This is a genomic window from Angustibacter luteus, assembly GCF_039541115.1.
Lineage (GTDB): Bacteria > Actinomycetota > Actinomycetes > Actinomycetales > Angustibacteraceae > Angustibacter > Angustibacter luteus.
Window position 1 is genome coordinate 496,538 of sequence record NZ_BAABFP010000002.1, and the last position, 20,928, is coordinate 517,465.

Genomic DNA, 20,928 nt, shown 5'->3' on the forward strand with positions numbered 1-20,928 from the left:
CGCCGTCAGGCGAATCGACCGTGGTAGATGTCCTTGATGTTCCAGTGCCCGGGGGTGGGCACAGGCTCGTTGACCATCGCGACGTCGATGACTGCCGTCCGACGGTTGGCCACTGCGGAGCGCAGGGCCTCGGCGAACTCGTCCGCCGACTGGGGCAGGTACCCGTCCGCACCGCAGGACCGAGCCAAGGCGGCGAAGTCGGGACTGTAGGAGTTGCCGTCCTGGTCGCGGAACTCGCAACCGAAACTCGCGCCGAAGTTCGAGGCCTGCAGGTCGGCGATCGTGCCGTGCGCGCGGTTGTTCATGACCACGAAGAGGACCGGCAGTCCCTGCTCGACGGCCATGGGCAGAGCCGGCAGCTGGGCGCTCATCCCACCGTCCCCGATCAGCGCGACCACGACCTTGTCGGGGGCCGCAACCTGCACCCCGACCGCAGCGGCCGGCCCGAAGCCCATGGTGGACAGGCCGCCAGGGGTGATGAAGCGTCCCGCAGGGGGCAGGTCGTAGCACTGGGCCACACCGTTCTTGTTCCACCCCACATCGGTCACCAGGATGGCGTCCTCGGGCAGCGCGTCACGCAGGTCACGCAGGATCCGTTCAGGGCGGAGCGGGAAGGCATCGCTGCCCCCTCGTTCGCGACTCGCGTCGAAGAGCTCGTCGCGGACGGCGACGATGCGGCTGCGAAGTCCCGGCCGGGACCGCGGAGCTGGACTGGCCTGCCGCACCGCCTGCAGCACTGCGCCAACCGTCTGGGTGGCGTCGGCGACGACACCCATCTCGACGGGGTAGTTGCGGCCGATCTCCGAGGGATCCAGGTCCACCTGGATGAGCCGTCCGGGCGGCAGCCCCCACGTGTACCGACCGTCCCAGGAACTGGCGTCGGTCTCGGCGAATCGTGTCCCGAAGGCGAGGACGACGTCTGCCTCGCGGGTGTAGTCGTTGGTCATCTCCAAGCCCCAGAACCCGGTCATGCCCATCAGCAGGGGATGCCGGTCAGGAACGGTTCCCTTGGCCATGAGCGAATGCGCGATGGGGATGTCCAGGTGCTCGGCCAACTCGATCACGGCCTCACGGCCAGCGGGGGTCCGCAGTCCGCCGCCGATGTAGATCAGCGGACGTTCGGCCTCCAGCAACGTCGCAGCGACTCGCGCAGCATCGCGCTCGCCGATGGAGGGGGTCGAGGTTTGACCAACCAGCGGGAAGTCCGCTTCGCGGCCGGCCGGCAGTGGGCGGGAGAACATGTCCATGGGTACGTTCAGCAGCACTGCCCCGGGGCGCCCGGACGTCGCGGTCCAGAAGGCGCGCTCGGTGAAGCGCGGGAGGTCCTCGACACGCTTGATGTCCCAGACCCGCTTCACGAACGGTCGGTAGATCGCTCCCTGGTCGGCGTCGTCGTGGAGGTTCACCTCCTGGTGCGGGTGTCGTCCGGCGTAGTAGGACGGGACGTCCCCAGCGATGGCGATGAGGGGCACCGAGTCGAAGGCTGCGGTCGCCACGCCGGTGACACCGTTCATCATCCCGGGCCCTGCGTGCATGAGAACCACACCAGGCTTGCCACTGACCCGGGCGTAGCCGTCGGCGGCGTGCGCGGCCGCCTGTTCGTGCCTGGCGATCACGAAGGTGATCGAGCTGCGCCCTACGGCGTCGAGGAACGCGATGTTGCTGTGTCCGCAGGTGCCGAAGATGTACGCGACTCCATAGCTCTCGAGCTGACTCACGAGGGCCTCGGCGGCGGTCGGCTGGTCCCTGGCGGAGACGCGGGCGTCAGCGGTCTGGAAGGTCGTCATCGCTGCCTTTCGAGGGTCGCGGAGCAGAGGTCGGCGGTGTCGGTCATTCCTCACCCCAGATCGTCATGTCACGCACGAGCAGGGTCTTGACCGACGTGTAGTCCTCGATCATGTGAGCTGGGGACTCGCGGCCGAAGCCGGAATCCTTCACCCCTCCGAAGGGCACGTGGTCGAGCCGGAAGTTGGACGAGCCGTTGACGACCACCGCGCCGACCTGGAGGTCCCTCCACGCCTGCGTCATACGGTCCAGGCGCTGGGTGAAGAGTCCGGCCTGCAGTCCGTAGCGGCTGCGGTTGCACTGCTCGATGACATCGTCGAAGGCCTCGAACCGCAGCACGACCACGACCGCGCCGAAGGCCTCGTTGGTCACCAAGGTCGCGTCCGGGCTCGGGTCGGCGACCACCGTGGGGGTCAGGGTGGCACCGTCGCGGTCGCCACCACAGACCAGGCGGGCACCGTCCCGCACGGCGGCGTTGATCCATGCTTCGACGCGGCTGGCGGCCTGGTCGTCGACCATCGAGCCGATGTCGGTTCCTGGTTTGCTGGGGTCGCCCACAGTGAGCTGGGCGACCTCCTTGCCCATGAGATCGACGAACTCGTCGAACACCGAGGAGTGGACGTAGACACGTTGGACCGAGATGCAGCTCTGACCGGAGTTGGAGTAGCCGGTCCGGGTGCAGATTCGAGCGGCGCGAGCCACGTCGGCGTCGTCGCAGACGATGGTCGCCGCGTTCCCGCCGAGCTCGAGGACCAGGCGTTTGGCACCCGCAGCGCGGGCAACTGCCGCGCCCGTCTCGGCGCTGCCGGTGAAGCTGATGACGGCGACCTCAGGGGCGGCGCAAAGCCGTGCCCCGAGGTCGCCACCACCATGCAGCAGCTGCACGGCCTCAGCCGGCACCCCTGCCTCGACGAGCAGGGCGACGATGGCCGCCGTCACGGCCGGCGCCTGCGGCGGTGACTTGACCAGCGTGGTGTTGCCCGCTGCGAACGAGGCGCCGAGCTTGTGCGCCAACAGGTTCGCCGGGGCATTGAAGGGGGTGATCGCCAGAGCCACGCCCAGTGGCGCGCGGAAGGTCATGGCGAGGTTCCCCACGCCCACCTGCCAGCCGGCCACTGGCAGGACGTCGCCGCCGATCTGCCGAGCCTCGTGGGCACAGATGGCGAAGGTGTCAGCGACGCGGTCGACCTCCTTGCCGCCGTCCGAGATCGGCTTGCCCAGCTCCCGGGCGATCACGTGTGCCAGTCGGTCGCGATGGTGGTGAGCGAGCCGGCTGGCGCTCTCGAGCGCCTCCGCGCGGTGCGCGGGAGACATCGCGGCAACCCTTGCTGCGCCCGACGTCGTGGCGGCCAGTGCCGCGTCGATCTCCTCGTCGGTCGGCGTCCACGCGCGGGTGACGGTCTCGCGCAGCCAGGGGCCGACGCGCTCGAAGGGTTCACCTGCACGGCTCCATCGGCCGGCGATGAAGGAGGGCGCCTCCATGAGCTGCCCACGCCCGGCGGCGTCGAGGATGTCGTCCAGCACGATGCCCCTTTGGTAAACCACTAGTCGGCTCGTATAGACCACTGTGTGGTCCTCGTGTAAGTTACGGCGTGGCCGGGCAACTGGCAAGGGTTACCGGCCGATGAACCTCCGCCGACAGCCTGACAATGGCAGTCTGAGCCCATACCAAGGCGTTGCCGTCAGGTGAGTCTGCCCCAGAGAGGATCACGAATGTCCGTTACGGCAGAGGAAAAGCTGTCGAAGGCCGATGTGGGCGGCGTCCGCAGCGTGCAACGAGCTGTGGAGATCCTCGCCCTGCTCAGCGAGGATCGGACCACCGTCACGGTCTCCGAGATCGTCGCCGAGACCGGCTTGGCCAAGACCACTGTGGTACGGATGCTCCACACGTTGGAACAGAACGGCCTGCTCTGGAGCACGGGCCATGGCGTCACCGCCGGGCCAGGTCTGTGGCGGTGGGCGTACCTGGCGAAGCGGGGCTGGGAGCTGCCATCGCAGTTCCGGGCGATGATGCGCGACCTCTCCCTGGAGACCAAGGAGACGGTGAACCTGTACGTCACGCGCGACGTCCAGCGGGTCTGCATCGCCCAGCAGCAGAGCAGCCAGACCCTTCGGCACGTCGTGCACGTCGGCGACGAGCTGCCGTTGTGGGCGGGCGCCTCGTCCAAGGTGCTGCTGCAGGACGCCACCGAGAGTCTGTTGGAACGGGTCGCAAGCTTGTCACCCGAAGGGCCAGAACGACTGGATCGCCTTCGTGACGGCATCGCTCGCGCGCGAGAGGCCGGTTACGCGGTCAGCCACGGCGAGCGCGAGGTCGGGGTCTCGGCTGTGGCCGTCCCCGTGGTCTCCCGGTCAGGGCACGTCGACTCTGCCCTGGCGATCAGCGGCCCCACCGCCAGATTCAGGGACGACCGGGTCGACAGCTTCGTGGCCCAGCTCAAGAGCGTCTCGGCACAGATGACCACCAGAGGATTCACCCACCCGTTCGAGGCGTGAGATCGCGGACGCGTACGTGAGGCGGCATCGCCGCGGAAAGAGGCATGAGTGGAACAGCTACCGCTTGCAGGGGTGCGAGTGCTCGACCTCACCAATGTCCTCGCCGGGCCCTACTGCAGCTTCCAGCTCAGCTTGATGGGGGCCGAGGTCGTCAAGATCGAGAAGCCGGGGTCCGGAGACCTGGCTCGCCATCTCGGGCCCGATCCCGAGCTCAACGACCGAGGGATCGGCACGTCGTTCCTCGCCCAGAACGCCGGCAAGAAGTCGGTGGAGCTCGACCTGAAGGACCCCGACGGACGGGCTGCCTTCGAGGACCTGGTTCGAGGCGCCGACGTGCTGTTGGAGAACTACCGGGCCGGGGTGCTAGCCAGACTGGGCTACGACTGGGACGTCCTTCACCGACTCAACGACCAGCTCGTCTACTGCGCCATCAGCGGCTTTGGCCAGACCGGTCCGGGGAGCCAAGCCCCCGCCTACGACCAGGTCGTGCAGGGCCTGTCCGGGATGATGAGCATCACGGGGACCGCTGAGACCGCACCGCTGCGGGTGGGCTTCCCGGTCTGCGACAGCATCGGCGGCCTCATGGCCGCCTTCGCGATCAGCAGTGCCCTGGTGGGCCGGGCGCACGGCGGCGGGGGTTCCTTCCTCGACCTGTCGATGCTCGAGGCGTCCATGTCCGCCATGGGCTGGGCCGTTTCCAGCTACCTGATCAGCGGCGTGGAGACGGTCGCCATGGGCGACCAGAACGCCACGGCTGCGCCGTCCGGCACGTTCCATGCCGCTGACGGGCCGCTCAACATCGCCGCCAACCGGCAGTCACAGTTCGAGACCCTCTGCCGACTCATCGGGCGCGAGGACCTGGTCGACGACCCGAAGTTCCTGACCCGCGACCTTCGCAAGGTGCACCGGTTCGAGCTCAACCAGGAGATCGACGAGGCGCTGGCGGGGCGCTCAGCACTCGTGTGGGAGAAGGAGTTGTCCGCTGCCGGAGTGCCCGCAGCCCGCATCCTGACCGTGGCACAGGCAGTCGAGTCCGAGCAGCTGCACCACCGCCGTTTCTTCCATGACGTGCCCTTTCCCGGCGGCGAGGACCGCATGGTACGCACCAGCGGCAACGGGGTGCACCTCGACGGCCGGCCGCTGCGTCCGCAAGGCCCTCCCCCGACGTTGGGTCAGCACAACGACGAGCTCGACGAGCTGCGCCGAGCCAGCCAGGCCCGTTCGCAGCTCCGCCGAGGCGGCGCTGCGTGAGTCCCGGCCGGTACCCGGAGCCGACCGTCGACGGCGTCGCCGACTGGTGGACGACGTCCGTGACCCGGATAGCACCGGGCGAGGTCGAGCACCGGGGTGTTCCGGTGCAGGACCTGATCGGTACCACTGACCTGGTCAGTGCCATGTGGTTCCTGGTTCGCGGGGACCAACCCTCCCCCGGTGAGGCGCGACTGCTTGAGGCGGCGCTGGTGGCGTCGATGGACCACGGACCGCAGGCGCCATCCATCGCCATCGCCCGGATGGCCATGACCTGCGGGGTGGGTATCAACAACGCGATGGCCTCGGCGGTCAACACGCTGGGCGACAGCCACGGCGGCGCCGGTCAGCAGTGCGTCGAGCTGTTGAACGATGTGGTGGCCGGGTCCGCTTCGGCCGGGTCGCTGCGGGAGGCCGCGGACGTCGTCCTGACCCGCTGGCGCAGCCGCTCCCCTTACATCCCCGGGTTCGGTCACCGGTTCCACCCACGTGATCCTCGCCGAGATCCGCTGTTGGGTCTGGTCGCCAAGGCTAAGGCCGAGGGAACGGTGGACGGCGCGCACCTGGCTGCGGCCCTGGAGGTCGAGTCCCTGCTTGCCGAAGGACGCGAACGACCGATCCCCATGAACATCGACGGCGCCACCGCGGTGATCTACGCCGAACTCGGGTTCGAGCCCGAGCTGAGCCGCGGCTTCTTCGTGCTCAGCCGCAGCGTCGGCATCCTCGCGCACGCGTGGGAGGAGCGACAGGGCGGGCGCCGCAACAAGGGCCCGATCCCGCCGTCGATCCTGCCGACCTATCGCGCGCCAGCACCCACCGAGCGAACGGGGGACGCCTGACATGCGGATCGGCGTCCTGCACGGGTCGAACCTGAACCGGCTCGGGCGACGCAACCCGGCCAAGTACGGGACTCACACCCTTGTGGACGTTGCTGCCAGCATCGACGACACCGGTGCCCGGCTGGGATTCGAGGCCCGGCACGTCCAGTCCAACCACGAGGGCGTGCTCGTCGACTGGGTCCACACCGAGATGGACGACCTGGACGCGGTCGTGGTCAACCCGGCGGGCTTCACGTCGGTCGGCTACCCCCTACTGGACGCCATCGTCGACACGGCACTGCCGTTCGCCGTCGTGCACATCTCACCTTGGTTCGCGATGGACGGCCGCAACCGAGCCGACATCTTCGCGCCGCTGGCCACGACCTACGTCACCGGTGCCGGCTGGCACGGGTACCGGCTAGCCTGCGAAGCCCTGTTCCACCATGTGCAGGACGCCGCGGCGGTGCGGCCGCGATGACGCCGCGGTACGACGCGGTCGTGGCGGGGGCCGGGCTGGCCGGACTGACCGCTGCGGTCACCCTGGCCGAGCACGACCTCGACGTCCTGTTGCTGGAGAAGCAAGCCGAGGTCGGGGGCAGCACGGTGATGAGCGGCGGCTGGTTCGCCTGGTCGGACACCGAGGACCAGCATCGGCTCGGCATCGCTGACAGTGACGCGATCTTCCTGGAGGATCTGCGGCGCACCGGCGGCGGCCACGCGGACGAGTCCCTGCTGCACGCCTACGTGGAGCTGCAGCGAGAGGCCGACCACTGGTCCCGCAGCCGGCTCGACACCACCTACGACGTCGTCAAGCTCAGTGCCGGGCAGAGCGTGCCACGCAGCCACCATGCCGACATCAGGCCGATGATGGGGCGCCTGCTCGACCTCGCCGCCGCGTCCCCGCGCGTGCACCTGCAGACAGACACGGCCGTGACGAGGCTGGAGCGGAACGACGCGGGTACGGTCGCCGGCGTCGAGGCCAACGGTCCGTCCGGCAGAACTCGGCACGACGGTCTGGCCGGTGTGGTGCTGGCGACAGGAGGCTTCAGCCGGTCTCGGGACCTGCTCACGCTCTTCGCGCCAGCCCAGCTGGCCGCAATCCCACACGGCGGACTCGGCAGCACTGGGGACGGCCTGAGGCTCGGCTGGCGACTGGGGGCTGACCTACGCGATGTCGGCTGGGTCTCGGGCACTTTCGGGTCCCACCCCGACACCACGGATGACGAGCACGAGCTGCTCACTGCCTTCTACCTTGGCGCGATCATCGTCAACCGGGATGGCCAGCGGTTCGTGGACGAGTCACTGACCTACAAGGAAATCGGCCAGGCGTGCCTCGGCCAGCCCGGCGGGCTGGGTTTCGAAGTCTTCGACCAGCGCGTGCGAGATCGTTCGCAGCCTGGCGTTCCGCTGTCGGACATCGGGTACCTGCAGGACAAGGGGCACGTGCTTCAGGCGCCGACCCTCGCCGCGCTCGCGCAGGAGGTCGGAATCGAGCCAGACGGTCTGGCCGGCACGGTGGCCCGATACAACGCCGCGATCGGCTCACGTGAGGACGACCAGGGGCGCGACTCGTTGTGCAACGGCGTGGGCGCGCTCGACCCCATCGACGTCGCACCCTTCTACGGGTACCCGGCGCGGACGTTGATGACCTCCACGTACGGCGGGCTGCGGGTCACTCCTTCCACCGAGGTGCTGGACGTCGACGGGGAGGTGATCGCCGGACTGCACGCGGTGGGTGAGGTGAGCGGTGGCTTCCACGGCGCGTCGTACCTGACCGGGACGGCACTGGGCAAGGCGCTCGTCTTCGGCCGGAGGGCGGCCCACCAGATCGCGACGGCACCATGACCTGGACGGAGCAGCGATGAGGCGATCGACGGCCACCGTGTCCCTGAGTGGGGACCTGATCAGCAAGATGAAGGCCTGCGCGGAGGTCGGGTTCGACGGGATCGAGCTCTTCGAGCCGGACCTCGTGGTCGCCGAGGAGTCGCCCGCCGAGGTTCGTGCGCTGGCCGATCGCCTGGGACTCAGACTCGAGCTGTACCAACCGTTCCGGGACTTCGAGGGGGTCGCAGAGGCGGATCTTGAGGCGAGCTTGCGGCGCGCTGCAGCTAAATTCGCCCTGATGAACAGTCTCGGCATCGACACGCTCCTGCTGTGCAGCAACGTGGCGACGGCCGTCACAGACGACCGGGCAACAGCCGTGCGGCAGCTGAGTCGGCTGGCCGACCTGGCCGAGAAGTTCGACGTCCGGGTCGCCTACGAGGCGTTGGCCTGGGGCCGCTACATCAGCGACTACCGCGACGCCTGGGAGGTGGTGCAGGCGGTGGACCACCCACGTTTGGGCATCTGCCTGGACAGCTTCCACATCCTGTCTCGCGGGCACGACCCGGCCGCGATCGAGGCGATCCCGGCGGAGAAGATCTTCTTCGTGCAGCTTGCTGACGCACCGGCGATGAGCCTGGATGTGCTGTCCTGGAGCAGGCACTTCCGGCTGTTCCCCGGGGAAGGCGCCTTCGATCTCCCCGCCTTCCTCGCCCACGTCCTCCGAGGCGGCTATGACGGACCTCTGTCGTTGGAGGTCTTCAACGACGTCTTCCGGCGCACCGACACGGTACGCACGGCCGCTCACTCCCTCCGGTCGCTGATCTGGCTCGAGGACGCCACCTACGGCCTGCTCGCTGGCGACGTCGCGCAGAGCCGGGTCAGCCACCTCTCGGCGGCGTCCGAACCAACTGGCGTGAACTTCGTCGAGATCCGCGCTGAGTCCACCGATCCCGTGGAGTCGACGTTGCTGCAGCTCGGGTTCCGCTTCCGCGGTCATCACCGCTCGAAGCCGGTGCGACTGTGGACCCAAGGGGCCGCACGGGTCATCCTGAACGAGCAGGGCTCGCGCGACCGGGCGCCGTGGATCGCCGCCTTGGGCCTGGACGTGCCCGACCCGACCCGAGCCGTTGAACGTGCCCGTGAGCTCATGGCTCCTGAGGTGTTTCGGCGCAACCAGGCCGGCGAACAGCCGCTCGAAGCGGTCACGGCGCCGGACGGATCGGAGATCTTCCTCTGCCCGGCGCCGAAGGACGCGACGCCGGCCTGGCTGGTCGAGTTCGAGAACGGCTCGGAGCCGACGGATGACATCGAGCTGGTCACCAGGGTCGACCACGTCAACCTCGTCCACCCCAGGTCCAGCTTCGACGAGGCAACCCTGTTCTACTCGGGGCTGTTGGCACTCGACATCACGACCAGCACGGAGGTCGCCAGCCCGATCGGACTGGTGCAGAGCCGCGTGATGTCCAGTCGGCAGAACGGCGTCCGACTGGTGCTGAACGTCGGCCCCGACGCCGGCGGCTTGGCGGCCGGCGTGTTGCCGCAGCACGTCGCGTTCGCCACCACGGACGTCGCAGCGCTGGCCCGGCAGGCCCGCGAGCGCGGACTCGATCCCCTGCCGATTCCCACCAACTACTACGACGACCTAGCGGCCCGGTTTGGGCTCGCGGACGAGGTCCTGGAGGGGCTGCGGTCGCTGGACCTGCTGTACGACCGGGATGAGAAGGGCGAGTTCCTGCACTTCTACACGCGCACCATCGGCTCCGTGTTCTTCGAGGCGGTCGAGCGGCGGTTGAGTTACGACGGGTTCGGGGCGCCGAATGCGCCGGTGCGGCTGGCGGCCCAGCACCGGTCGACCGTGGCCGGGAGGCTTCGGTGACGCGCCGGTTCCTCGCCGGGCTGATCGGATCGGGCGTCGGCCCGTCGCTGACACCTGCCCTGCACATGAACGAGGCCGATGCCCAGGGCATGTCCTACGTGTATCGGACGATCGACCTCGGGACGGTGTCGTTGGATCCGGACGACGTGGGAGACCTGGTCCGTTACGCACGTGCCCTGGGCTTCGACGGGCTCAACATCACCCACCCCTGCAAGCAGGTGGTGATCGAGCACCTCGACCTCCTGGACGACCGCGCCCGGGAGCTCGGCGCGGTCAACACGGTCGTGTTCGGCGAGCAGGGCGCCATCGGGTACAACACGGACTGGTCAGGCTTCACCCGGGCCATGACTCGTGGGCTGCCCGACGTGGACCTCGACCGCGTCGTCCTTCTCGGTGCCGGTGGGGCCGGGGCCTCGGTCGGGCACGCTCTGCTCGCGCTGGGCGTGCAGGAGCTGGTCGTCGTCGACCTGTCCCGCGACCGGGCCGATGCGCTGGTGCACATGTTGGGCGAGCTGTTCGGGGTGGACCGATGCTCGGCGTCGGACGTCGATGCGATCGCCGTGCTGAACGAGAAGGTCGACGGCTACGTCCACTGCACCCCGACCGGGATGGCTGAGCACCCCGGCACGCCATTCGACGTCGCGCTGCTCCAGCGTCGGCAGTGGGTGGCCGACATCGTCTACCGACCCTTGGAGACCGCGTTGGTCGCAGCTGCCCGCGAGCGTGGCTGCCCAACTCTGGACGGCGGCGGGATGGCCGTCTACCAGGCGGTTGACGCCTTCGAGCTGATCACCGGCACGCCGGCCGACGACGAGCGCATGCTGCGCGACTTCGCTCGACTCACGGCGTCCTGAGCGCGAGCGCCGGGGCGGGTCGCACGACCCGTCCCGGCGCTCGCAGCACCACGCCGCTCAGCTGTCGCCCTGATGTCTCACTGGCAGAACGGTTTGGCGCCGGCGGCGGACAGGATCCCGCCGACGATCAGCTTCTGGAAGTTCTGGTCACCGGCGTCGCTCGACGTCGGGTCGAAGGCGGTCTGCCCGTGGCCCATCGTGGTCAGGAACGACCGACCTCCGTCGTAGTACTGGCACCAGGCGACCGGGTGGAAGTCCCCGTGGCCGGGGTGGCCCATGCTGCCCGTGGAGCCGCTCGGCAGGGTGTCCTCGTCGACGGTGGCCAGGAAGCGCACCTTGGACGGAAACGGCACGAGGTTGTACCACTCGTCCTTGTACCCCCAGGACGACGGCAGGTCCCTGGTCGCCGAGTCCCTGCGGGTCAACGTCTTGACGGTGCCGGTCTGGTAGGGACCGTGGTCGTAGTAGTTCGCGCCGCCCAGGAGCCCTTCGTACCAGGGAAAGTTGTACTCGGTACCGAAGGCGTTGTGGATGCCGACGAATCCGCCTCCGCCGCGGATGTACTGCCGCAGCGAGGTTTGCGCTGCGTCGTCGAGGGTGTCGCGGCTCGTGCTGAGGAAGATGACCGCGTTGTACTTGAAGAGGTTGTTCGGGCTGGCGAGCTGGGCCAGGTCCTCCGTGTAGTCGACGGTGAAGCCGTACTTGGCGCCCAGTGCCATGACGCCCTTCTGGGCGGCGTTCGCGTCGGTCAGCGGCGGGTTCAGCCCCGGGGCCAAGGCTGGCCCGAGGTTCTGGTGCCGGGGGCCTGCCGTCCTGGTGTACAGCAGGACCTTGACGCCCTGGGTCAGGTCGAAGTTGCCCCAGTCGTGGTAGCAGGCCGGGTTCGTACCTCGACAGACCCCGTAGTCCGGATCCCCTAGCTGCTGGGCCGCTGTCGACGGCTTCGGGTGGGCGTCGGCCGCCGCCCCCGTCACGAGGGCGGCGGCGAGGGCGCCGACAACCATCGCGATGAGAGCGGTCAAGGAGAACTTCCAGTGTCGTCTCACGATCACGTCCATTCGACCAGCGCTGCGATGCGCGGTTGCGGGTCAGTCTTGCGTACCACCAGGTGGTTCATTCAGACCGTTACCCAGGATGAACGCTGACGATAGGTGCAGGCGGACCAACTGCGCAAGAGCGACGCTAGAGCCAGGGCATTACCCACGATTGCCACATAGCGGGGTTGCCACTCGATCCTGCCTTCCTTAGGGTAAAACGGTTCGTTCGTACCGCCTAATGGTTCACCCGTCTTGAGGAGCACCATGGACAGACGTACATTCATCTCCGGGTCGTCGGCTGCGACCGGTGGGGCCCTGCTCGCGGCGATCGCTGGCGCCGCGCCGGCGGACGCCGCTTCGCTGGGACACGCGGCGCCGCCCCAGCCGTCCAGCTTCGGTCGTGTCGGGCGCGACTTCCCGAAGGTCTGCGGCAACTACGGCAACCAGAACTACTCCCCGCTGCGGCAGATCACGAAGCGCAACGTGAAGCATCTCGGCGGTGCTTGGCACACCAACCTCGAGGGCGGCGACACCACGAACCCTCAACAGAGCACCGTGGTCGCCGAGCACGGCGTGTTGTACGTCCAGACCCAGCAGCAGAACGTGTTCGCGGTAGACGGCCGCACGGGCGCGGTCAAGTGGAAGACGAACGTCGGGGCGGACAAGACCAACATGCGCGGCGTCGCACTGAGCGACGACCTCGTCTTCACCATCTCCGGCGAGAACAACGTCTACGCGCTCGACAAGAGCACGGGCGCCGTGCGGTGGAAGACACTGCTGCTCACCGAGGACGCGGGCGCCGAGAACCCCGAACCCTGCGACCCCGCGAACGGCCAGTGCGGCGGGTCGATCGGGTCGCTGGCCGGGGCGGTCGTCTACTGGGACGGGCTGATCTACGTCGGCATGCAGGGCAGCACAGCCGGGGCCCGCGGCCGGGCCTACGCACTGAACGCCGAGACCGGCGAACTGGCGTGGACGTTCTGGAGCGTCCCGGGGCCGGGTCAGTACGGTCACGACACCTGGGAGGGCGAGAGCTGGAAGACAGGCGGCGCGGTCCCCTGGATCCACCCGGCGATAGACCCGGACCTCGGGCTCGTCTACTGGACCTTCGGCAACCCCTACCCGCGGACCAACGGCGAGACACGGGCCGGCGACAACCTGTTCGCCAACTGCCTGATCGCGCTCGACGCCAAGACCGGCGAACGTCGCTGGCACTTCCAGTCCGTGCACCACGACATCTGGGACTACGACAACGTGATGGCGCCGGTCCTGGCCGACATCAAAGTCAAGGGCCGAACGCGCAAGGTCGTCGTCTACGGCAGCAAGGTCGGGATGTACTTCGTCCTCGACCGCCGCGACGGCTCGCCCATCCAAGGTGTCGAGGAGCGTCCCGTGCCGCAGGATCCGCGGCAGAAGACCGCTCCCACGCAGCCGTTCCCCGGCGGCGAGTCGTTCCTGCCCCAGAAGCCCCGACTGGACAATCCCACCAGGCCGGTGCCGTTCTACCCGGTCGGCGGTGCGTTCGACACCTTCTGGGACCGAGCTACGATCATCTTCCCCGGCGCCGGCGGCGGCGCCGATTGGGGCCACGTCTCGTTCAACCCGAACACGGGGTGGATCTACGTCGGCTACGGGCTGATCAACTCCGCCTACTCCAACACCATCGGCGGTCGGGTCAACACGTCACGGCCCCTCGGCGAGTACTTCGGCGGCGGCATCGCCGCCGTCGACCCGAGGGACAACACCGTGGTCTGGAGCATCGAGAAGGACTGGTCGCTCGCTCACGGCAACGGCATCCTGACCACGGCCGGACGCGTCATGTTCCAGGGCGGACCGGACGGGGTGCTGCACGCCATGGACGACGAGACCGCGGAGGTGCTCTGGAGCTTCCAGTGCGGCGCGGGCGTGCACACCAGCCCTATCGCGTACGAGGTGGACGGTGAGCAGTACCTAGCCGTGTTCGCGGGCGGGAACGGGCTGCCCTACCCGGACATCCCCCGGGGCGATCACCTGTGGGCCTTCAAGCTTCGCGGGAAGGTCGCACCTGCGGCCACACCCCTGCCTCCGTCCAAGCGCAACCAGGTCCGGACGGCAGCGGTCACCGCGGCCGCGGCCGGCAACACCGTGACCCTCGGGCGCGTCTGGAACGCCACGACGGGTGCCCCTGGCACGACCGAGAACCTGGTCGCGCAGAACGCCATGTCGCCGCAGAACCTCACAGTGCCCAAGGGGACCACGATCACCTTTGTGAACCCCGCCGACAACCACTACGCGCACGGAGCCGTGGTGTTCTTCGAGTACGAGTTCGACAGCGGCACGCTCATGCCGGGCGAGAGCTTCCAGCACACGTTCGAACGCACGGGTGAGTTCGTCTACAACGACCCGATCTACCCACAGAACACCGCCAAGATCGTCGTCACCTAGGGCGCCTCAGATCGGTGCGATGACGGGACCGTGCCAGGGGCACGGTCTCGTCGTCGTTCCAAAGAGCCGGAGACCGCAGCAAACCGCCCAGCGGGACGCGGATGAATGCCCTGCGCGACGGGCGGGCAGCCCGGGCGCCCCTGTCTGAAGACAGGGCAGAGTCAGGTCTGTAGCCAGAAGCGGGAGATCGACCGCGGAGGCGAGGGTTGAATCATGAACCCAACCCAGCTCGTCAAGCGCGAGGTCACGGCGTACATCGCCATCGCCTACGCGCTGTCCACCGCCGTGGTGCTGGCCCTGCCGCACGCCAACATCAACATGATGCTCGTCGTCCTCGTCCCGACCGTCACCGTGACGATCCTGACCTTCACCATCACTCCCCGCGGTACACGCAGGGCACTGTGGGGCCAGTTCGGGCTCGCCCGGGCCGGTCGCGGGACGTGGGTGAGCGCCGTCGTCGTCCCGGTCGTGTTGTGCGCCGCGGCCTATGGGACCGCCATCGCCGTCGGAGCGGGGCGGCTGAGGGTCGACCTCGACGACACGCCCGCCAACTGGGTGATCAACCTGCTGATCAGTCTGGTGATGGGGACGGTGTTCATCCTGGGTGAGGAGATCGGCTGGCGCGGATACCTGCTGCCGCGGATGCAGCAGCTGGTCCCGGACAAGCGTCGGGCTGCCCTGGTGACAGGCTTGGTTCACGGCTGCTTCCACCTGCCGCTGATCCTGATCGGGACCACCTACGACAACCAGGTCCCCGGTTGGGTCGCTGCGCCCTCTGCGGTCGCTCTGATCACGGCGGGTGGGGTCTTCTACGCCTGGATCTGGGACCGGTCGAACTCAGTCTGGCCGGTCGCGATCGCCCACAACACCGTCAACACCGTCTTCGATCTGGGTGCGGCCGCAGTGGTAGCGAGTGGTGGCGCGAACATCGCCTACATCGCCGGAGAGACCGGCGTCGTCACCCTCGGCGTCGTCACGATTCTCGCGGTGGTGCTGTGGCGTTACGCACGGGTCTGGCGGACGCCGGCACCGCGGCCAGAGCGGCGACCGGTCGCCGTCGCGGCCGCGTAGTCTCCGACCATGACAGGCCAGCCGGCGGCGGTGGCGGGACGACGGAGTGGGTGGACGGTCGTCACGCGGCGGCTAGCTCCGTTGCTCGATCCCACCCTCGGCTTCGTCGCATTGGTGGCGTCCCTGGTCGCACTGCTCGGAGCCGACGAGGCCACAGTCGACGCCCGACTAGAGGCCCCAAATGCCGTGGCTGTGGCAGCAACCGTGCTCGCCGCCGGCGGGTTGGCCTGGCGCCGGAGTCACCCCGTGCGCTCGTTCGCGGCCATGTTGTCCGGCTGCCTCGTGGTCAGCCTCACCGACCACTACATCGGTCTGCTCTCGCTCCTGTTCCTGGTCAGCCTCTACTCGCTAGCAGCTCACGGCCGGCGTCGCGACGGGCTGATCGGTCTCGGCGCCGGCATCACCAGCTTCGTCAGCCTGGCCCTGCTCGACGTCCCCGACCTCGGCACCTCGGTGCTCCTGCAGTCGCTGGCTCTGCTGGTTGCGGCGTGGGCGTTGGGAGATGCGATCCGGTCCCGACGCGAGCAACAGCGCGTCCAGGAGCGCGAGCTGGTGGAGTCAGCCGTTGCCGAGGAGCGGCTCCGGGTCGCCCGGGAGCTGCACGACGTGGTTGCGCACAGCATGTCGTTGATCGCGGTGCAGGCCGGGGTGGGAGCCCACGTGATCCACTCCGACGTCACCGCCGCCGAGCAGGCACTGGAGATCATCGCCGAGACCAGCCGCCGGGCGCTGGAGCAGACCAGATCCATGCTCGGGATGCTCCGCGAGAACTCTGGGGACGGGACCCGGCCTCCGACCCAAGGCCTGGGTGACCTACCAAGCCTCGTCGACGACCTCCGGGCCGCAGGTCTCCTGGTCCAGCTGACCGTGCCCTCGGTACTCCCAGACCTAGGCGCCGCAGGCTCTCTGGCGGCGTACCGGATCGTCCAGGAGTCGCTGACGAACGTCATCAAGCACTCCACGGCAACGGCCGCGACCGTCACACTCAGGGATTCGTCCGTTGGCCTCGCCATCGAGGTGATCGACCCTGGACCTGGGCGATCGAACCCCGGACCAGGCTCGGGGCACGGACTCCTCGGGCTGGCTGAGCGGGTCCGCCTGCTCGATGGGACCCTCGATGCCGGCGTCCATGGCACAGGCTTCCGCGTGTATGCCGTGCTCACCCTCGGCAGTGCCCGATGATCCGGGTCGTGGTCGTCGACGACCAGGAACTGGTGCGATCCGGGTTCGTCCTGCTGCTCCGCTCGGCCGCGGACATCGAGGTCGTCGGTGAAGCCGGTGACGGCCTCGAGGCGATCGAGGTGTGCCGTCGCACCGGCCCGGACGTGGTCCTGATGGACGTCCGCATGCCCCAGCTGGACGGTCTTTCCGCAACGCGAACGATCCTGTCCGACCCGGCATGCGCCGCCACCCGGATCCTGGTGCTCACGACCTTCGACGAGGACCACCTGGTCATGGAGGCGCTGCGATCGGGAGCGAGCGGTTTCCTCCTCAAGGACACCCGACCCACCCAGCTGCTCGAGGCCATCGAGGTCGTGGCCGCCGGTGAGGCGCTCCTGCACCCGCGCATCACCCGACGGCTCATCGAGCAACTCGCCGCGCTGCCGCCGCCCCTGCCCAACCCCGACGACAACCTCACCGGCCGTGAGCACGACGTCCTCCTGGCCGTGGCCCGAGGCCTGTCCAACACCGAGATCGCCGCCGAGCTGCACCTCGGATACGGGACCGTGAAGTCCCACGTCAGCAACCTGCTCACCAAGCTCGACTGCCGCGACCGAGCTCAGCTGGTGATGTACGCCTACGAAGCCGGCCACGCGGTTCCCGGAGGCCCGTAGGTCGTCCGAGCGCACTCCGGCGGCGTCTGACAGTCCGTGCTGGTCAGCGGCAGATGTGCCCAGTGGTGCACCGCTGGACGACCTGGAAGGTCTGGGACGCGGTGCGGCCGACGAACTGACCCTTGACCGTGACGAACTTGGTCCCCCAGTACATGCCGACCCCGAACGTGCCTGTGTAGGTGCCGTGGCGGTCGGCGCGCGCGGCCTTGGGTGAGACCCGCTTGCCCTGGTAGGACACGGTCACCTTCTCGCCCGCGGCGAGGCCACGGACGGTGTAGCGCTGGGTGTCCGAGGCCCGGACGTCGTGGTGCGCCAAGGTCAGCCCGAGGCGTCGGGGCGTCACGACCCGAACGGTGACGGCGCCGGCACGGTCGGCCGTCGAACCGGTGACGGTCACCATCGCGGCGCCCTGCTTGAGCCCAGTGGGGATCGTCACGGTCCGGTCGACCTGCCCGGCGCGAGTCGCGGTGCCGGTGGCGACGCGGGTGCCGGCGATGCGAACGGTGTAGGTCTCACCGGAGTCGAGACCAGTTGCGGTGACCCGGATCCGGGTGCCGACCAGGTGCAGTCCCTTGCTGGCTGTGACCTTGAGGACCGTGGCGGGACGGGTGACCTGGACGGTGACCTGCGCGGTGGTGGTGCCGTTGTCGTTGCCCGCGCGCAGCACGTACGTCGTGGCGCCCAGCGCGGTGGGCTTGACGGTGGCCGAACCGGCGGCCGACTTCCTGCCGGTCCAGCCGCCGTTGGCAGTGAGCCGAGTGGCCTCGGCGGAGGTCCAGGTCAGTCGTGCGGACTGCCCGCGCCGCAGCTTCGCCCGGTCCACCCCGAGGTGCACGGTCGGGGCGAGGTTCGTCGCCACCTGGCTGGTCGGCGCGGACGTGTTCGATGCGGCGGTGTAGCCGGCGCGCACCGCGGTGACCTTGACGCTGACCCGGGCGTGCGTCTGCGCCGACGTCAGGGCGTAGGTGGCGTGGTCGGCGCCGCTGATCGGCGTGCCGTCCGCGTACCACTGGTACTGGTAGCCGTCCGGAGTCGGCGTCGGGCTCCCCGCGGCGGCCGTGAGGGTCTGGCCGACCTTCACGGTGCCGGAGATGCCGGCGGTCGGACCGGTGGCGAAGTGCGCCTTCACGACCGCAGCGGTGCTGGCGGTGCTGGTGGCGTCGTCCAGGAACGCCTTGCCGGCGGTGACGGTGACCGTCAGCGGCTGTCCGACATCGGACGGGGTCGGCGTATAGCTGACACCGGTGCCGACGACGGATCCGTTGCGGGACCAGGAGAAGTCGACGCTGGCGTCCGCGGGGTCCAATCCCGCTGGCAGGGAGGCGGACAACGTCCCGTCCACCACCGGCGTGCCGGCGACGGTGCCGCCGATGACCGGCGCGGGCACCGCGATGCTGCCACCGCTCACGGGGGACGTCGGGTCGGACAGGCTGACGGAGTCGACGTAGTCGGTCTTGGTCGCGGTGACCTCGACGGAGATGGCCTTCCCGCCCTCGCGGACCGTGGGCGTGAACGTGCTCGTGGTGGCGCCGGCGACCTGCTGGCCGTCGGCGAACCAGCGGTAGGAGTACGAGTCGGCGGCCGGGACGGTGTCGCCGGTGCTGGCGGTCAACGGCTGGCCGACCCGCGGTGTCCCGGTGATCGTGGCCAGCGCACCGCTGGTGAAGTCGGCGGACAGGACGTGCAGCTGCACGGCGGCAGTCGCGTCCTCCCAGTTACCGGACGAGCCACCGACGGCCGACCACTGAGCGTGCAGGGTGTGGTCGCCGACGTGCAGGAAGGCGCCGAGGGCCGGCGTCCCGTCGTCCAGGGTGTAGTCGATCTGACCGGTCGGGTCGCCCGCGGCGGCGACGGCGGCCGCATCCAGCTGCGCGCCCGTCAGAACGGTGCCGTAGCTGATGGTTGCCGGCGCGGCCCACTGCAGGTCCACCGTGCCCTTCGCGGTGCTGAAGGTGCGGGTCACCGCCTCGGTGGGCAGGTAGTTGGCCGTGTCGGCCTTGGCGACCGTGATCGTGCAGTCCCCGGCAGCGACGATCGTGACCTGAAGGTCGTCGACCGTGCAGGCGCCGTCCGCCGTGGTGGTGACGGCGCCGGGGCCGTCGCCGGCGACGACCAGGCCGAAGGGCTCGTCACCGAACACGTGGTCGGCAACCGGGCCGACGGTGAGCGTCTGCTCGGCCTGGCCGACCGTCAGTGAGCGGCTGGTGGTCGCGGTGGTGTAGTCGTCGAGGTCGGCCGGGATGAAGATCACCTGGAGCACCTGCCCGCTGCCCGCGTCGGGGACCGTGGCGCCGGTGACCGGCTGGGAGTTCAGGACGTAGGAGTACGTTCCCGCCACGGGGGTGGAGGCGTCGAGCAGGTCCGCGAGCGTTGTGCCGTAGGTGATCTGCGACGGCGGAGCCCAGCTCAGCGCCGGGGTGGCCCGGGCGATGGTGACCGAGCGCTGCACCTGCGGGGCGGCCGTGTAGCCGGTCGCGGCGGCCTGGTCCGCGAGCAGCACGCACGCCCCGGCCCCGGTGACGGTGACCTCGGCTGTGGCAGACGTCCCGGAGCTGCTCGGCGCGACCGTGCACTCGCTGCCAGGGGCGGTCGTGATGGTCACCGGTCCCCCGCCGGACGTACCGGTGGCAGTCACCGCGAAGGCCGGGTCGCCTACCGTCGCCGTCGTCGGGACCGTGTCGAATCCGACCGACTGGGCGTTGGCGATCACGTCGATGCTGCGGGCGATGCTGACCGAGGTGTACGAGCTGGCTGCCGCACCGGTCGGACTGTAGGTCGCGGTGATGGCCTGTCCGTTGCCCGGGTCCAGGACCGTGGAGCCGTCCACGGGCGTGCCGTTCACGGCGTAGCTGATCGGCCCGGTCGCGTCCGGTGGCACCATGGCAGCAGTCAGCAGCGAGGCGAGCGGCTGGCCGTAGCTGATCTGGCCGGGTGGTGACCAGCTGATGCTCGGGGTGCCCTTGGCCACCGTGATCGGGACCGACTGGGTGGTCGTGCGCCCGCCGGGGTTGGTCGCCGAGCAGCTGCCGGTCGTGGTCCCCACCGGCAGGACGGTGCCGGCCGACGGGGTGCACGTCGCGGAGTAGGCGCCGTACACCGCATCGCTGCCGTACACGTTCCAGGGCGGGACCGCTGCACCGCTGGCGCTGGTGGCGGTCAGCGCCAGGGACGATGGCACGTTGTTCAGGGTCGGGGACACCGCGTTCACGCTGATGTTCCACGACATGGTCATCTGGCCGCCGGTGCTCAGGTTGAATCCCACGACGACGGTGTAGGTCGGGCTGGTCGTGACGATCCGGTTGGTGTAGTTGCAGTTGCCGGTGGTGAAGTTCCCGCCGAACGTGTTCGTGTAGTTCGGGGCGTCGGGGAAGTTCGCGAAGCAGCCGGTGATGCGTGCCCCGAGGAACGTGTTCGCGGTGCCGGACCAGGCGAACGAGATCGGCTGGCCCAGGGTCACGCTGGCGGGAGGAGCCGTCGTCCACGCGATCGTCTGGATCGCAAACGCCGGCGCCGCCGGCAGCCCGACCAGCAGGGCCGCGGCGATCGCGCCCGCCAGGCTCGCCCGGCGACCGCGACCAGCCCAGCGGGTGCGTCGAGCAGGGGCAGCGGACCGGTTGCGGCGCCAGGCGGACCAGGACATGAGGTTCCTCTCTCGGCCAG

The 20,928-nt window shown here is 69.1% G+C and carries 15 protein-coding genes; 11 read left to right on the forward strand and 4 right to left on the reverse strand.

Annotated features, from left to right (window positions below; translation table 11 throughout):
• Positions 1 to 5 precede the first annotated feature (5 nt).
• Together ABEB17_RS02385 and ABEB17_RS02390 are read right to left on the reverse strand one after the other, a co-directional pair.
• Positions 6 to 1,787 carry a thiamine pyrophosphate-binding protein gene (locus tag ABEB17_RS02385; RefSeq protein ID WP_345714958.1) on the reverse strand — a complete coding sequence of 594 codons (1,782 nt, stop codon included), beginning with the start codon at positions 1,785 to 1,787 and terminating at the stop codon, positions 6 to 8.
• A 43-nt stretch (positions 1,788 to 1,830) separates the two neighbouring features.
• Positions 1,831 to 3,309, reverse strand: coding sequence for an aldehyde dehydrogenase family protein (locus ABEB17_RS02390; protein WP_345714959.1), 1,479 nt, complete (start codon positions 3,307 to 3,309; stop codon positions 1,831 to 1,833).
• A gap of 162 nt (positions 3,310 to 3,471) precedes the next feature.
• Between ABEB17_RS02390 and ABEB17_RS02395 the strand changes: the two genes are divergently transcribed.
• From ABEB17_RS02395 to ABEB17_RS02425, 7 genes are read left to right on the forward strand one after another with little or no spacing between them, the layout of a single operon-like run.
• Positions 3,472 to 4,281 carry an IclR family transcriptional regulator gene (locus ABEB17_RS02395; RefSeq protein WP_345714960.1) on the forward strand — a complete coding sequence of 270 codons (810 nt, stop codon included), beginning with the start codon at positions 3,472 to 3,474 and terminating at the stop codon, positions 4,279 to 4,281.
• Positions 4,282 to 4,329: 48 nt separating this feature from the next.
• The gene (locus ABEB17_RS02400) at positions 4,330 to 5,532 is read left to right on the forward strand and encodes a CaiB/BaiF CoA transferase family protein (protein WP_345714961.1); all 1,203 of its coding nucleotides are present in this window, start codon (positions 4,330 to 4,332) and stop codon (positions 5,530 to 5,532) included.
• The gene (locus ABEB17_RS02405; protein ID WP_345714962.1) at positions 5,529 to 6,368 is read left to right on the forward strand and encodes a citryl-CoA lyase; all 840 of its coding nucleotides are present in this window, start codon (positions 5,529 to 5,531) and stop codon (positions 6,366 to 6,368) included. The genes ABEB17_RS02400 and ABEB17_RS02405 overlap by 4 nt, the downstream gene beginning before the upstream one ends.
• Before the next feature lies 1 nt (position 6,369).
• Complete coding sequence (locus ABEB17_RS02410) at positions 6,370 to 6,825, forward strand: type II 3-dehydroquinate dehydratase (protein WP_345714963.1); 456 nt, start codon at positions 6,370 to 6,372, stop codon at positions 6,823 to 6,825.
• Positions 6,822 to 8,192 carry an FAD-dependent oxidoreductase gene (locus tag ABEB17_RS02415; protein ID WP_345714964.1) on the forward strand — a complete coding sequence of 457 codons (1,371 nt, stop codon included), beginning with the start codon at positions 6,822 to 6,824 and terminating at the stop codon, positions 8,190 to 8,192. Before ABEB17_RS02410 ends, ABEB17_RS02415 begins: the two co-directional genes overlap by 4 nt.
• A 16-nt stretch (positions 8,193 to 8,208) precedes the next feature.
• Positions 8,209 to 10,047 (forward strand): bifunctional sugar phosphate isomerase/epimerase/4-hydroxyphenylpyruvate dioxygenase family protein, encoded by a 1,839-nt coding sequence (locus tag ABEB17_RS02420; protein ID WP_345714965.1) that lies wholly within the window; start codon positions 8,209 to 8,211, stop codon positions 10,045 to 10,047.
• Positions 10,044 to 10,901, forward strand: a complete 858-nt coding sequence (locus ABEB17_RS02425; protein WP_345714966.1) for a shikimate dehydrogenase — start codon at positions 10,044 to 10,046, stop codon at positions 10,899 to 10,901. Before ABEB17_RS02420 ends, ABEB17_RS02425 begins: the two co-directional genes overlap by 4 nt.
• 77 nt (positions 10,902 to 10,978) lie before the next feature.
• Here the strand turns inward: ABEB17_RS02425 and ABEB17_RS02430 are convergent, their stop codons facing one another.
• A complete protein-coding gene (locus tag ABEB17_RS02430) occupies positions 10,979 to 11,947 on the reverse strand; it encodes a ThuA domain-containing protein (RefSeq protein ID WP_345714967.1) in 969 nt (322 codons plus the stop codon).
• Between the two features lie 255 nt (positions 11,948 to 12,202).
• Here ABEB17_RS02430 and ABEB17_RS02435 point away from each other — a divergent pair, with 255 nt between their 5' ends.
• From ABEB17_RS02435 to ABEB17_RS02450, 4 genes are all read left to right on the forward strand, one after another.
• On the forward strand, positions 12,203 to 14,362 hold the full coding sequence (locus ABEB17_RS02435; RefSeq protein ID WP_345714968.1) for an outer membrane protein assembly factor BamB family protein: 2,160 nt from the start codon (positions 12,203 to 12,205) through the stop codon (positions 14,360 to 14,362).
• A 213-nt stretch (positions 14,363 to 14,575) separates the two neighbouring features.
• On the forward strand, positions 14,576 to 15,433 hold the full coding sequence (locus tag ABEB17_RS02440; RefSeq protein ID WP_345714969.1) for a CPBP family intramembrane glutamic endopeptidase: 858 nt from the start codon (positions 14,576 to 14,578) through the stop codon (positions 15,431 to 15,433).
• Positions 15,434 to 15,442: 9 nt separating this feature from the next.
• A complete protein-coding gene (locus ABEB17_RS02445) occupies positions 15,443 to 16,615 on the forward strand; it encodes a sensor histidine kinase (RefSeq protein ID WP_425551676.1) in 1,173 nt (390 codons plus the stop codon).
• The gene (locus ABEB17_RS02450; RefSeq protein ID WP_345714971.1) at positions 16,612 to 17,268 is read left to right on the forward strand and encodes a response regulator transcription factor; all 657 of its coding nucleotides are present in this window, start codon (positions 16,612 to 16,614) and stop codon (positions 17,266 to 17,268) included. Before ABEB17_RS02445 ends, ABEB17_RS02450 begins: the two co-directional genes overlap by 4 nt.
• A 43-nt stretch (positions 17,269 to 17,311) precedes the next feature.
• On the opposite strand, the gene ABEB17_RS02455 is transcribed toward ABEB17_RS02450, so the two are convergent.
• Positions 17,312 to 20,908, reverse strand: a complete 3,597-nt coding sequence (locus ABEB17_RS02455; protein ID WP_345714972.1) for a hypothetical protein — start codon at positions 20,906 to 20,908, stop codon at positions 17,312 to 17,314.
• Between the last annotated feature and the right edge of the window lie 20 nt (positions 20,909 to 20,928).